Here is a 15,512-nt window from a genome sequence, read left to right on the forward strand (position 1 = left end):
TACTTTCCTTTATTTTTTCGGCAAATATTTTCTTAACATTTCTTTTCCAGCATCATTTATCTGATAAGTCGTTAATAATTGATTTTCCTCATTAATGTATGCATCCGCTGCATCTAATAAACCATTTTCTTTTAAAGCAAGTACATGGTCTAAAAATGCTGTTTCGTTAAACTGTTTTTCTGCACCATATTCTTGATGAAGGCATGTCATCAATTCTTGAAAATGCATTTTTTGTCCTTCTAACTCTTTTAACACACGAAAACGTAAAGGTAACAAAGTTTCACTCATTACACTGCCTCCTTTTTAAAGAATGAAAGTGGATTTACTGACACCATGATTGCTCCAAACGTGATAAGTAATGCACCTATAATAACTGTTGGTGTAATCGCTGAAAAATCTTGTGAAACAACTGCTGAAAAAATAATCCCCCACATTACATACGTACTATTCAAAGCCATTCCTTTGGCTACTCCGCACATACTATTTGCGTTATACCATTGTAAAAACGAAACTGCTGCAACTAATGCTGCTAATGATAAGACAACCAAAGTTTTTGGCGATTGAAATACATGTTGAAAGACACCAAAACCATTCACTAAAGGCATAACGATCAAAAAGAATGTTAATCCAGAAGTAATATCACGAATCGTAATCGTTACTTTAGGATCAAGAACAGAACCTCCAAACGCTGAAAGAACTCCTTCAAGTCCCCAACCTAGAGCAGCAACTGCTGCACAAATAATACCTAAATAAAAATTTTCTACATTTCCTGCAGGTGGTGTATAAGAAATAACAACTGCACCTACTACACAAATTCCCATACCAGCCCAAACGCGCTGGGTAATTTTTTCTTTCAAGAAAACGGCCGAAAGCAAAGCTCCAACCACTGGACACAATGCTGAAATTGGCACTGCATATGTTGGTCCTGCAAAAGCAATTCCTAAGAGATACGCACCTTGTGCAACTGGTCCACCCATTAAAGCTGCTAAACAAGTCATTTTACCTGGAAATAATTTTAAACTTCTAAAAATTTCTTTTAATCTACCCTGATATGCATTATAAATAATCAACCAAATTGCTGCTAAAAAATCATTAAATCCAGCAAATACTAAAGGAAGAGCATAGGCATTCGGTTCATCTGAAAACAGAAACAATGAAATGGCTAAAGCTAATAATGCACTATTCAGTCCAAATAGTAATCCAGAAGACAAACCATTTAGTAGCCCTTTACGCTCAAAACTGCTGGCTTGTTTTATTTTTGCTTGTTCAATAGTAGAAGTACTTAGGTCGTTTACATTATTCATTCTTTTTCCTCCATTTGTAAAATGAGGTTAAGACAAAAGCTGTTTAATCGTTTCTATACTAAACAGCTTTTCCTTGCAATTCTTTAACTTTTAAACTAACAAGAAAGAACAGACTACCTCTCAAAATATAAAACTAAAAATGCTCAATCATTGTTCTACTAATAATCTCATCTTGTACTTCTTTACATAATTCAACAAAATAGGCACTATAACCCGCTACACGAATAATCAAATCACGATATTGTTCTGGGTGTTCTTGGGCTTTCAGTAATACATCATTATCAATATAACTAAACTGCATCTGACCATTCCCTAAAATTGAAGCTGTTCGTAAAAGATTGATCAAACCATTTTCGCCTTCTGGTGTCTCTAAAATCCCTTTTAGTAGTTTGAAGTTATGAACCATACCGATAGTCATACTTTCAACCCCTAGTTTGCTGACCGACTTAATGATTGCTGTTGGGCCAAATTTATCGGCTCCTTGGCTTGGAGAAATACCGTCAGAAAGTGGTACCCAAGCATTTCTACCGTTTGGAGTAGCAGCTGTCATTTCACCAAATGGTGTATTGTTAGAAATTGACAATGTTCCATGACTCATTTTTGAATAAAGCATGTCATATTGTTGATGTTCTCTTTCTGTCCAGTTAATGATTTCTGCTGCAATCGAATCCGCATAATCATCATCATTTCCATATTTTGGTGCATTTAAACAATCACGTTTTATTTGATCGAATCCTTCAAAATCGGCATCTAACGCTTCTTTAATTTGTTTTAGCGTATATTTATGGTCTTCAAAAACTAATTTCTTAATTACAGCCATTGAGTCTACATAAGTCCCTAAACCTGACCAAACTAATCCAGGGCCATTATTGACTACTGCTCCGCCATGCGTAACGTCTTTTCCGGTATCCATACAGCCTTCGACCATTAATGACATCAATGGTTTTGGAGCAACTTCCGAATGGACACGTTGACTTATTACAGTTCCAACCGCTGATAGGTGAACGATTCTTCTTAACTGCTCTTTAACGGCTTCATCAAATTGTTCAAATGTTGTAAACTTATCTAAATCCCCTGTATCAATTCCTTGTTTTGAGCCATGCCATTTCATGGTTCCACGATTTAAAACAAATTCGATTGCAATTGGCCATTGCGTATAGCCCGTTGAAGTCCACTGATAGATTCTACCGGATTTTTGTGGCTCTACACAGCCCATCAGACAGTAATCACGAGCGTCCTCAATACCGAACCCTTTAGCCAACATCATCTTGATGTGGGAATCATCAAAGTGACATGCTGGAAATCCCATACCCGCTTTTACAACTTCAACAATTTTTTTCAAATATTTTTGTGGTGATTGATTATGAATTCGACAAGCTAATGAAGGCTGATATACTTTTGTCATACGGATTGCTTCCATAATCGCATATGTTAGCTCATTAGTTGCGTCGCCTCCTGTACGTTTTACTCCGCCGACTGTACAGTTGATAAACGGTTGATACCCTGCAAAGAATTTTGCCCCGCCTTCACTAGACAACCACATATATTCAGAACATTTGATAAAGAAACAACCTAATAATTCAATAGCTTCATGTTCTGTCATTCGCCCAGCTTCGATGTCGGCTTTATACATCGGATAAATATACTGATCCAAACGACCTAATGAAATACCAGTTTGATTTTCTTCAATAACAAATAATGATTCCATTGTCCAAATTGATTGGAGCGCTTCTTTAAATGTTTTTGGTGGATTTGCTGGAACGTTTAATAAAATTTCTGCGGTTTCTAAAAGTTCTGCTTTTCGGATTGGATCATTTTCCTTACCAGCAAGCTCTTTAGCATAATCAGACAAGCGTTTAGAATAATTTAAAATCCCTTCACAAGTTTCGATTTCAGCTTTATAGAAATAAATTTTTTCAATGTCCTCTGGATTACTCATTGATAATTCAGAAAGTTTTGTTTCTGCTTCCTCTTTGATTTTATTGATTCCTTTTTTGATCAATAAAATATCATAACCTGGACAAGTATCGCCACCACCATTTATTTGGTGATAGGATAGATCACTAACAAATGCTTCACCAGAAAATTCCCAAAGTCCTGCTTCCTCATATTGAGACTGACAAACTTCATCTAATGAACGAGTTTCCCAAAATGGGAAAATATCTTCACGGAGCATTCTCTTAGTCTCTTCTGTAATTTCAAAAGGATCTTGCGGCCGCGAATCAATTGTATCAAGTTCATCTAGTACCCAACGCCAAGCAATATCTGGAGCAACTGCCCCAGCACGTGGACGTCCACAAGGATGACCTACAATCAATTCATTATCTTGAATCAATAAAGGAGCTGTTTCACATGCATGCTTAAAAGCTTTAGCTCGCAAAATGATTTTAGGCATTCCCCAATATTTTTGGGCAATTTCTGTCACTGCTTTTGCTCGATGAGCCGTCACTGAGGGACGAATGGTTAAATAATGTTCTTTTAACTTTTTCAAGCGAGGGCTAAATGTGCTTAACTCATCTGCTTCTCTAGAAGAAGGATTTGATATAACAACAGAATCCTCCTCTTTTAACTCTTGAATGACACCAGAAAATACTTTGACTAGCTCTTTTGACTCCGTATTAGATAGATTTTTTGTAGCATCAAGTAACTGTTTTTCTAAAAGTTGATTATTCATTTACTTTTCCTCCTCTGTTTTCTTTTAAATGATTTTTTGATGATTGCAGATCAAACATCTAATATATTGTGATAAGAAAAAATCAGATGTTTTCTAACAGTTATATTTTTTTATTCTGAATATATCCTCCACTCTCCTTCATTCACTAAACTGTTCACGCTTACATTTCCACAAAAAAAAGTTTGTTTACATGATTTAGTTTAACTTGTAAAATTCATAGATTTTTTTAAAATAAAGACCTTCTATTGTAAAAAAGAGAGATTGTGATTGTGAATGCCTTTCTTTTTCACAATCTTTATATTCTTCATAACAATTTCAAATGAATTCACACTTTTTTCAATCTTTTTTATGTTTGATTTAATCTATTAAGGATATAGTTTAACTATAGTAAACAACAACTTAAACATTTTTGTGGATGAACGTGGTGTTAAAACTCTTTGAGGACTAACGGATGTTTATTCTCGACCCGATGAGGTGTAGGTTCGAATCCTACCGTCCACGTATGTGCAAATTTTGCACTTGATTATAAACATAGGAACTGACGAAAGGAAGGCTGTTTTATGAAAACACTCTTGGTTACTGGGGCAACATTATCTGCGATTACACTTGCTGCATATTCAATTTTAAAACATGCTCCGAAACATCAATACGATTACGGAAAGTTATAATAAAAAAGTTGTCATGAATAGTTAAATTCATGACAACTTTTTTATTTTGTAAAACAACTGTTTTAATAATCTTACTACTAAAGTAAATTTTTATCTTTTGCTACTTTTAATGAGAATCTAATTCGTCAAATCTTCCCCATTTGTAGCAATGACTTTTTTATACCAGTTAAATGATTTTTTCTTCAAACGTTTCAACGTACCGTTTCCTTCGTTATCCCGATCGACATAGATGAAACCATATCGTTTTTTCATTTCTCCCGTTCCAGCTGAGACTAAATCGATACAGCCCCATGTGGTGTAACCTAATAAATCTACTCCATCCAGTTCTACTGCATCTTTCATCGCTTGAATATGGGCTGCTAAATAATCAATACGATAATCATCGATTACATCCCCATTTTCGTCTGGTGTATCCACTGCCCCTAAGCCATTTTCTACGATAAATAATGGTTTTTGATAACGGTCATACAAATCATTCATTGTTGTTCGTAAGCCTAATGGATCAATTTGCCAGCCCCATTCACTGGCTTGTAAATAAGGATTCTTCACAGAGGCAAAGATATTACCGGCAGTTTGTTCGTTAACGGCTGGGTCTGTAGATTGCACTCTTGAAGAGTAGTAAGAAAATGAAATAAAGTCTACTGTATGTTCTTTTAATAGCTCTAAATCCCCATCTTCAATCGGTAATTCAATTCCTTCACGTTCTAATTTTTTCAACGCATAAGCTGGGTACTCCCCACGAGATTGTACATCAATAAAGAAAAAGTTTTCCCGATCCGCTTGGCGAGCTGCCCAAACGTCTTCTGGTTTGCATGTATAAGCGTAGTTTGTCCCTGCCGCTAACATACAACCCACTTGGTTTTCTGGATCCACTTCATGCGCAATTTTTGTTGCGATGGCACTGGCTAATAATTCATGATGTGCCGCTTGATATTTCACTTGTTCTTTGTTTTCGCCTTCTTCAAAATAAAGACCAGCCCCCATAAATGGTGCATGCAAAATCATATTGATTTCATTGAAGGTCAACCAGTATTTAACTAATCCTTTATAACGATTAAAGATCACATGACACAAGTTTTCATAAAAACCAACCAATTCACGACTACGCCATGCGCCATATTTTTCAACAAGATGCATCGGACAATCAAAGTGTGTAATCGTTACAAGAGGCTCGATACCGTGTTTGCGGCATTCTTTGAACAAATCTTCATAGAACTTCAACCCTTCTTCATTTGGCTCTGTTTCGTCTCCTAGAGGGAAAATACGACTCCAGGCAATCGACAAACGATAGGTTTTAAACCCCATTTCACCAAATAAAGCAATATCTTCTTTATAACGGTGATACATATCAATCGCATTTTGAGCTGGATAGAAATGTTCCTCATCAAATGCAAACATTTTTTTCTCTCCAGTGATTACTGGAAAACGATCGGATCCAACTGGTGCTAAATCCACATTGGCTAAGCCTCGTCCACCTTCATTATAGCCGCCTTCACATTGATTGGCAGCCGTTGCTCCGCCCCATAAAAAGTCTTTTCTAAATGACATTTGACTCATCCTCCATCAATTTATTTTAGTAACAGTATTATTAACGAATAACTTTCATTACTTCCTCACCAGGTTCAGCTAAAGCTTTGGTCAAAGTAATAATATCACCAAAATCAGCTGAATTCGTTACAACAACAGGTGTAATTATATTATAACCCTTTTCAGAAATTTTCTCTAAGTCAAATTCAATTAATTTATCACCTGTTTGGATTTTTTGACCTTTTTCAACAAAGTATTCGTACCCTTCTCCATTTAGTTGAACTGTATCAATACCTACATGAATCAATAATTCAATACCTGAATCACTAGTTAAACCAATAGCATGTTTAGAATCAAATACTGCTGTTACGGTTCCTGTAAATGGAGCAAAAACAATACCTTCCACTGGTTTAACTGCAAAACCTTTTCCTAAAATTTCCTCTGAAAACATTCCATCTTCAACAGCTGTTAAAGAAACAATTTCTCCTTTAACTGGTGTTACCACATTTAAGCTATCTTCTGAAGAGACAGGGTTGTTAATTGTTTCATCATTAGTTCCTTTTTTTGTTTCATCTGTGACAGGTTCTTTATATAATATATAAGAAATGACAAAAGAAATTCCAATACTGATTGCTGCACCAATACAGGCAAGGTATAAATGTTTCAATGTATCGTCCCCAATATAACTTGGCAATGTTAATAGACCTGGTGAACCACCTGTAAAGTTTTTCACTCGTCCTATTCCCATAAATAATCCACCCAGACCACCACCGATCATCGCAGCATAAAGAGGTGTTTTAAATCTCAAGTTGACACCATACAAAGCAGGTTCTGTAATCCCAAACAAACCAGTTAAACCAGCTGAAGATGCCAATTGCTTAATTGAAGAGTCTTTACTTTTAAGACCAACAGCTAATGATGCTGCTCCTTGACCCAAGTTTGATGCTAACATCCCTGGATAAATCACAGTATCATACCCTGTTGTCATACGGTTGTTAATACCAATTGGAACAAGGCCATAGTGCGTACCTGTTGCTACAAATAAAGGAGTTAATGCACCAATAATTGTAGGCACTAACCAAGGACTAAAATTTTCCAAGGCTTTGATTCCATTAGAAATACCATCACTGATTAAATAACCGACTGGACCAATCACAACTAATGAAACAGTCCCAACAATGGCGATTGTAATTAAAGGTTTACTGAAGAACTTGATTACTTTTGGTGATACTTTATCTGCAATCGGTTCAACATAAGACATAAACCAGACAGATAAAATAATCGGAATCACTGATGAACCATAAGTTACAGCAGAAATTGGCATATCAAAAAGATGAATACCACCTTCGCCAGCTTCTTTAATAGCATTTACCATTCCTACAAAATTAGGATGTAGTAAGATCCCACCCACCATCATTGCTAAATACATGTTTGTTTTAAACTTCTGAGCAGAAGATGCAGCTAAAAGAATCGGTAAAAAGTAGAAAGCTGAATCCGCCATAAAATCAATAATAATATACGTTTGACCAGTTTTATCAATTGCATTAAAAACAACTAATAATGAAAGAACCGCTTTTAACATCCCAGCTGCAGTAATTGCTGGTAAAATGGGAGTGAAAATTCCAGTAATAGTATCAATGATTTTTGATGCTGTACCGCGATCATCTTTTTCAGTTGAGACAGCTTGTTCTCCATCTAAAGACGGCACTTCTTTTAAAATCTCTTTGTAAACACTTCCTACATCGCTCCCAATAATAACTTGATATTGTCCACCTTTTGAAACAACACCCATAACACCTGCAGTATTTTTTATTGTATCTGTCTGTGCCTTGTCCTCATGTTTTAGGTTAAAGCGTAGTCTGGTTGCACAGTGAGTTAATCCACTTATATTTTTTTCTCCACCGATATTTTCGATAATTTTTTGTGCTAGTTCTTGATAATTCATTCCATTTCCTCCTTTATAGCTAAATAATTGTTTCCCTGAAACTCTTGTACTCCTCACATCAGTCACGAATCAACATTACATTCCATTGTTTTGTACGACGTAGCAAATAATCACACGAGTAATCACATTTTTGCCTTTAAAAACATACTGTTGATTCTTTAAGGTAGCTAAAAAACAATAAAAAATACCTAAGAAACCTCTTATTACAAAGAGTTTTTTCTTAGGTATAGCCTGCTTTTATGCAGTAACAATCCTTTAATTATTGGTTATTCTTCTAATATGAATGGTGAGATAAATCATCTCATCTTCTTTTAAATCACGACCAAATTCTTTCCCAATATACTCACGAATCTTTAAAGCACAAAGATATTCTTCTTGATATTTTTCTTTTAGCATAAACAAGAAACCTTCGTCTTTGTCTTTATCTAATTCTATTCCGCTGAATAATCGTTGGACAAAAAACTTTAAATGCGTAATAAAACGTTCATAATTCAACGTATACTCGTCTAAATCAGTTTTATAATGGTACTTAACAATATTGATAATTTTTTGAATGACTTTCGTCATCTCAGAAACTTGGCTGACTTGTGACAAGTCTAGCTCTGCATTAACAATATGCAAAGCAATAAAACCAGCTTCATCTTCTGGCAATACTATATCCAGACGATTGGAAATAATGTTTAACGCTTCTTTGCCAATCAGATATTCATGATTGTAAAAACGTTTGATTTCCCAAAGAAGTGCATTTCTAACAGGTAAACCACTATTATGTCGCTCAATTGCATAATCAATATGATCAGTCAATGTAAGATAGATATTTTCGTTTAACTTTTTTCCTAAAGAAACTTTAGCAAAACCAATAATTTCATTAGCAACCTGTAAATGCTCTAAACGAACATTTGATAACAGTTGAGTTAGCTTATTTGTATTTAAATCTGCATTACTTGTATACACTTTTTCTACAAGCGTATCATCAATGCTATCACCGACATTTTTTTTAAAGCCAATACCTTTACCCATTACTAGTACTTCATGACCGTCTGCATCAAGAGACTTAACAATATTATTATTGATTACTTTTTTTACTTCCATAATATCTCCTCAATGAGATTAGATCAGCTAGCTAAAACAATGTAAATAAAAGAAATTAAGTATAGCCTGAAAACTCAGTAACAATCTTGATTTCTCTTGTAATTAAACCATGAAAATAAAGCGTTGTCAATAATGGAAAAACTAGCTTTATTTTCTAGAATAAATAATATCGTTTTATTTATAATTATTGTTACTTTTCGCACATATGACAAACAGAGAGACAGAAAAACTAGTCTGACTCTCTGTTTTGCCTCTACTCATTTTACTACTAATTCATATAAGTAATTGTTTCTTAAACGTTCTAACTGACTATCATCTACTTTCAAAACGTCGTTCAAGTAATTAACCATCGTTCCATATCGTTCTTCCACAGTATTGTAAGCTCCATCTAAATAATCTTTTCTTGTTTGTTGTAAGGACGCAAGAAAAGCTAACACGTCTTCATTGTTCGTGTATTTTTTATAGATAGCCATTCTTTTAGAGTTTCTAGGTGCATTCATTTTATCTGTTAACAAATAATCCTGATAGATTTGTTCTTTATCAACACCTAATCCAGCTAAATATAATGCAGCAGCCCAACCTGTTCGATCTTTCCCTCCTTGACAATGAAATATTAACGGTGTTGCATCTTTTTGTAAGAGTACCTTAAAAAATTGTTGATACGCTTTAATAGCATTGTCTCCTAAAACCAGTTGTTCCATTTGCTTGATCATGATATTACGATTTTTGATTAGTTGTTCACGCCCTGTTTTTGTCTGTACCATTTTTTCCAATTGAGCTATTTTATCTTCGTCTTTCTTAGAAACAGATTGAGTACTAGCTTGTTGAGCAACATCTGCATGAGGATTAAAGTTAAACATCTGACTTGTCGAAATACTTTTATTTGGATCTTTCGCTATTTCTTCTGGCGAGCGAAAATCGATAATCCTCTTTACACCTATCCCCTCAATATATTCTTGCCCTCGTTGATCTATTTGATGTAATGCGTCCGAACGAAAGACTTCTCCCCACTTTGTCAATCGACCATCTATGGTGAGATATCCACCCATATCACGGCAATTATACAAATTAGTTAAAGGTAAGCGCCGTTCTGAACCAATAAAAGTATCAGCGTTTGTTCTGAGCTTAAAATAAAGTCGTTCTTTAACGTTTGGATCCTCCAACGTTTGCCAACCTTTTTCATGAACTTCTATATAATCAGTCCCAGTGACATCGAATAAACTATTCGTTCCATAGTAGACTTTTACAGGCAGCTCCACTGTATCTGGAATGTAAATCGCCAACTTATCTTCGTTCCGCTTCACTTGAAGTGCTTGCATGTTTTCACGCTCCTATTGATTTTCAAGATTAATCGTTTCTTCTGCTACTCCTTGACTGTCTAACTTTTTCATGAATGGTAGATATAATAATAATACCACAACAAATTGAATCAGTTGTACGACCAATCCTTGCCACCCTGCAGCCATAAAGCCAGATAAGAAAGTTGGCAAATTTTTTGGTACATTGACACTAATAACAGGTAAAAATCCAACAATAGTTGCTAGATAAGCAATCCCTACACAAATAGCCGCTGAAAGAGTCAATGGAATAAAAATTAGAGCATTCATAATCATTGGAATACCAAATTTCATTGGTTCAGTAATGCCAAAAATACTTGGTACTAAAGATATTTTCCCAATCGATTTAAATTTTTCACTTCTGCTCATCCATACTAAAATAGCAGCTAAAGCCAAAGCTCTAGGACCTTTAAATGCATCTAAGAAAAATGAATTGATAATATTTGTAGCCGTCTCCCCAGCGGCCACTGCCTCCATATTCGCATATGCTTGTGTTGTAAATAAAACAGCAATAACTGACCCTACAACCATACTGCCATGAATACCGAAAAACCATAATAATTCTGATAAAAACATAATAAATAAAGCAGACCAAATTGAACCACCCAAAGCCTCAAGAGGTGTTTGAAGATTCGTATAAATAAAATCATGGACATTGCCAAACTTCGTTTCAGCAAATGCTGTACTAATAATAATAACTACAATAAAAATAATTGCTGCTGGCACAATTGCTTCAAATGTTTTAGCAATGGCTGTTGGTACACTTTCTGGCATTCTAAAAGTAATCCGTTTCTCTACCATTTTAGCAAACACCCAAGTCACAACTAATGCAACGATCATCCCAACAAAGATTCCTTTTGATCCTAAATAGGTTAGTTCAAACGCCATAGCAGGTTTCTCTTTTCCAATATCAAATGCAGTTATCGGTGTTAAAACAAAGAATGCAGCGAGCGATAATATGATTGAGGAAATCATATCTCCTTTTTTCTCTCTCGCCATCGCACAAGAAATACCAATAATCACATAAATAGTAATTAAATTACTTGAAATCGACGTTCCTAGCGAACAGGCTTTCATAACAACCTCAGGTAAACCTGGAATCATCCCAATGATGGTTGTCAGACTTCCCACAATAGTGATCGGCAACGTCATCATCATTCCATTAGCGATACTCTTTACAAAAGTATTATTTGAAAACTTATTAACAAACACATTCAATCCATTGATAAATGAACTTTTTTTCGTTTCTGACATTTGTATTCCTCCTTAACTATCCTTAGTTAGCTGCTATAATTTCTTGAGCTTTTTTAAAAACTTTTTCCCCATTCATCATGCCGTAGTCCATCATCTCGATCACTAAAACAGGAATCTCCGGATATTCTCTTTTCACATCATCTTGCTGGTAACCAACTTGAGGTCCCAATAAAATAATATCTGATCCTATAACTCGATCCTCCAATTCACTCAATCCGCAAGCAGATATATCTGCTTTGATTCCTTGTGAATTTGCGTATTCTTCCATTTTTTTTACTAACATTCCCGTTGACATTCCACCTGCACATGCTAAAGTAATTTTCATCCTAATCACCTTTTCCATTTTATTTTTTATTTGTTCTCTCTAATTAAGGTACGCAATTCTTGCATTTCTTCATGTAAATCGATAAATTCTTTCGTAAAATCTGTTGCAGTAATTGCAGCCATCATATGATCTTGTGCATGGGTCAAGAACATATTTGCTGGTTCATCTGGATTACTGGCAAATGTTTGTAAAATATTGGTATGGTGCTGATGAGCAATTTTCATATTTTTTTTGCTCTCTTCTAACATTTTTTTTGCAACAACAACCTCTCCACCCTTTGCTTCTTTAATTGCATTCATTGCCAGTGATTTTGCGTTCCCGGCATAAACAATGATTTGCATTACATCTGTCTCTGAAATCATTTGACCTTCTCCCTTCAAACACTAATTACCTCTACATAGTTATATAAGCAACTATCATGCCAAACAGCTAAATCATTGATATAGCAACAACCAAAATTAATGTGTTTTATTTTTTTACTGTTAAAACACATCTTAATCATCTTGCAAAACACATTTAAATAAATAAAACAGATGACTTTGACTATTTGAGCTGGCAACATTATACTAAGTTCATAAACAATATCCATTAAAAGGTGGAAGAAAAATGAAAAGAATTGATAAGGTAGCAGAATTACTTAAAGAGTATTCTGAAGAAAAACCAGTTACTGCAAGTGAAGTAGCTGAACAACTGAATATCACACGAGCAAATGTCAGCAGTGACTTAAATCAGCTAGTCAAACTAGGAAAAGCAAAAAAAAATGGTACAAAACCCATCTATTTTTACTCAACAACACCAAAAGAAAAAAGTACAAAAAATATTTTAGATGAACTCATAAAAAAAAGCCCTAGTCTTTTTCACTGTAGTGAACAAGCAAAGGCTGCTATTCTTTATCCACCAAACGGGATGCATATCTTACTAACTGGGGAAACCGGCGTAGGAAAAAGTATGTTTGCTGAATTGATTTTCACTTATGCAAAATCGCAGAATAAAATGAAAGCGCATTCTGAATTTATCACCTTCAATTGTGCTGATTATGCGAATAATCCGCAATTATTAGTAGGTTCAATTTTTGGAGTCCTAAAAGGTGCTTATACAGGCGCAGACAATGATCGAATGGGACTATTGGAAAAAGCAAATGGCGGGATTCTCTTTCTTGATGAAATCCATCGTCTTCCTCCTGAAGGTCAAGAAATGCTTTTTACGTTTATTGATCGAGGGATTTATCGCAGACTTGGTGAAACAAGCAGTGACAGAAAAGCACAAGTATTACTCATTTGTGCAACAACGGAAGATACTTCATCTTCCTTATTGCAAACATTCATCCGCAGAATTCCAATGCGCATCGAAATTCCTAACTTAGTTGACCGTGGTTTAGAAGAACGATTGCAATTGATCTCAACTTTTTTTCAAATAGAAACAAAGAAATTAAGAACCCCCATCGAAGTTTCCACAAACACAATTCGAGCCTTATTAGGTTATCATTGTACAAATAATGTCGGTCAGCTAAAAGCAGATATTCAATTACTTTGTGCGAAAGCTTATTCTCAATTTATTGCTCGACAAGAAGAAACGATTAAAATCAGTAGCTATGAATTACCCCATTATATCCGAGAAGGCCTTTATAATAGCGAGGACCGAAAAAAAATCTGGCTGCTCTTACCGAATATGAATACTCGTTTCTTCCTATTTAATGAAGAAGAAACAACACTTTTATTACCTAATAATACAAAAGGGAATGATATTTACCAAATTATTGAACAAAAGATAAGTGATATGCAACGAATTGGGCTTGATATTTCCCAAACATCAGAAATCATTGATACGACGATTACTAATTATTACCGTTCATATAACACCGAATCTACGGTTGACCTAACTAACTTAGAACAGATTGTTGGTTCAGAAATCGTTACAACCGCCAATAAAGTATGCGAAAAAGCTTCTCGTTTGCTTAATGTATATCTACCAGATAATGTTCGTTACGGACTAGCGCTTCATTTATATAATACAATTCAACGAGTAAAAAGAGGTCAAACAATCAGTAATCCACGAATTGATGAAATAAAAAAAGAACATCCACATCTTTTTGAGACTGCTCAACACTGTCTTTCTGTTATTGAAACCGACTTTAGTATCCAACTTCCTGAAGATGAAGCTGGTTTTGTTGCGTTATTTTTTGCATCTGAAAAAAAACAAAATAGAAAGCAAACGAAAGTTGAAGTAATTGTTGTAGCTCATGGTGAATCAACTGCAACAAGCATGGCTAATGTGGTAAATAAGCTCCTTGGAGAACAAATCGCTGTAGGATTTGACATGAGACTTGAGGACAAACCAATCATTACTTTGTCTAAGATTAAAGGATACCTTTCAAAAAAAGACCAGTTAAAAGAAGTCCTTTTATTAGTTGATATGGGCTCATTGATTAATTTTAGTGACGAGCTACAAAAAAGTTTAGCTATTCGAATTCGCTGTATTGAGTTAGTCAGTACTCTACACGTTCTTGAAGCAAGCAGAAAAGCTTCTCTTGGTTACGGATTGAATGAAGTTTTTGAATCTACTATGAATATAAAAGGCCTCTCTACCTACAAAAAAAAGAATGATGAGCTAAAAGTACTAAAACTATATATACTCACATTATGCACTACAGGAGAAGGCTCTGCTCAACTTATTAAAACAATGCTTGCTGACCGCTTAAATTTAAGGAATAGCACTTGTGAAATTATATCGCTGCAAGTGACTGATGAAAGACTATTAGAACAAACGATAAGCAATCTAAGTCACTCTGGAAAAATAATTTGCACAGTCGGTACATTTCAGTTACCCTTAACTTCCCCTCATTTTTCAATTACAGATGCATTAGATGAGACAAAAACAGAGAAAATACAATCTCTTATTGACTATGAAATTGCATTTGAAGGAATGCGTACAAATATTACCGGCATGTTAGTATATGAACAAGGCGAAAAATTAATTTCATCAATTCGAGAATGGGTCGAAACAATCGCAGCTGAAATAAATCCTGCAGTTTCTTATGAAGTCAAAGTTGGCTTAGCGTGCCATATTGTTTGTATGATCGACCGTTTAAAACAAGGAAAAACAGTTAGTAGTTTCCCACAAACATCGAGTTTTCAGGAAAAATATGTAACTGAAATTGCAAGTGTTCAAAAAAATAGTCAATTCTTAGAAAGTTACTACGCTATTAAAATACCAAAAGATGAAGTATTTTATATTACTGCCTTTTTTATGAATGAATCATTCATTTAACCAACTAAAAAATAACAGTGTGAGATGAAACTAAAAACACGTTTCACCTCACACATCAAATAATTTACGTAACTAACAGTATTTTAAATTCAAGTGCGTAGAAAAAACCTAGATATAAT

Annotated in this window: 11 protein-coding genes; 1 reads left to right on the forward strand and 10 read right to left on the reverse strand. The window is 34.8% G+C overall.

Annotated elements, in window-relative coordinates; genetic code table 11:
• Positions 1-9: 9 nt before the first annotated feature.
• From AC4BB2_RS07845 to AC4BB2_RS07890, 10 genes are all read right to left on the reverse strand, one after another.
• Positions 10-288 (reverse strand): hypothetical protein, encoded by a 279-nt coding sequence (locus AC4BB2_RS07845; RefSeq protein ID WP_490472406.1) that lies wholly within the window; start codon positions 286-288, stop codon positions 10-12.
• Positions 288-1,304 (reverse strand): DMT family transporter, encoded by a 1,017-nt coding sequence (locus AC4BB2_RS07850; protein ID WP_490472407.1) that lies wholly within the window; start codon positions 1,302-1,304, stop codon positions 288-290. Before AC4BB2_RS07850 ends, AC4BB2_RS07845 begins: the two co-directional genes overlap by 1 nt.
• Before the next feature lie 133 nt (positions 1,305-1,437).
• Positions 1,438-3,978 carry a choline trimethylamine-lyase gene (cutC, locus tag AC4BB2_RS07855; RefSeq protein ID WP_490472408.1) on the reverse strand — a complete coding sequence of 847 codons (2,541 nt, stop codon included), beginning with the start codon at positions 3,976-3,978 and terminating at the stop codon, positions 1,438-1,440.
• 785 nt (positions 3,979-4,763) lie between these two features.
• A complete protein-coding gene (locus AC4BB2_RS07860; RefSeq protein WP_490472409.1) occupies positions 4,764-6,194 on the reverse strand; it encodes a 6-phospho-beta-glucosidase in 1,431 nt (476 codons plus the stop codon).
• 40 nt (positions 6,195-6,234) lie between these two features.
• Positions 6,235-8,118: a beta-glucoside-specific PTS transporter subunit IIABC gene (locus AC4BB2_RS07865; RefSeq protein ID WP_490472410.1), complete on the reverse strand. Its 1,884-nt coding sequence runs from the start codon at positions 8,116-8,118 to the stop codon at positions 6,235-6,237.
• A 255-nt stretch (positions 8,119-8,373) separates the two neighbouring features.
• On the reverse strand, positions 8,374-9,210 hold the full coding sequence (licT, locus tag AC4BB2_RS07870; protein WP_490472411.1) for a BglG family transcription antiterminator LicT: 837 nt from the start codon (positions 9,208-9,210) through the stop codon (positions 8,374-8,376).
• Between the two features lie 257 nt (positions 9,211-9,467).
• Complete coding sequence (locus tag AC4BB2_RS07875) at positions 9,468-10,529, reverse strand: tyrosine-protein phosphatase (RefSeq protein WP_490472412.1); 1,062 nt, start codon at positions 10,527-10,529, stop codon at positions 9,468-9,470.
• Between the two features lie 12 nt (positions 10,530-10,541).
• Positions 10,542-11,801 carry a PTS sugar transporter subunit IIC gene (locus tag AC4BB2_RS07880; protein ID WP_490472413.1) on the reverse strand — a complete coding sequence of 420 codons (1,260 nt, stop codon included), beginning with the start codon at positions 11,799-11,801 and terminating at the stop codon, positions 10,542-10,544.
• A 22-nt stretch (positions 11,802-11,823) separates the two neighbouring features.
• The gene (locus AC4BB2_RS07885; protein ID WP_490472414.1) at positions 11,824-12,126 is read right to left on the reverse strand and encodes a PTS sugar transporter subunit IIB; all 303 of its coding nucleotides are present in this window, start codon (positions 12,124-12,126) and stop codon (positions 11,824-11,826) included.
• Between the two features lie 26 nt (positions 12,127-12,152).
• A complete protein-coding gene (locus tag AC4BB2_RS07890) occupies positions 12,153-12,488 on the reverse strand; it encodes a PTS lactose/cellobiose transporter subunit IIA (protein ID WP_490472415.1) in 336 nt (111 codons plus the stop codon).
• A gap of 244 nt (positions 12,489-12,732) precedes the next feature.
• Here AC4BB2_RS07890 and AC4BB2_RS07895 point away from each other — a divergent pair, with 244 nt between their 5' ends.
• Positions 12,733-15,393 carry a sigma-54-dependent transcriptional regulator gene (locus tag AC4BB2_RS07895; protein ID WP_490472416.1) on the forward strand — a complete coding sequence of 887 codons (2,661 nt, stop codon included), beginning with the start codon at positions 12,733-12,735 and terminating at the stop codon, positions 15,391-15,393.
• Positions 15,394-15,512: the final 119 nt, after the last annotated feature.

The organism is Enterococcus sp. AAFC-DPL-5146 (assembly GCF_058216635.1).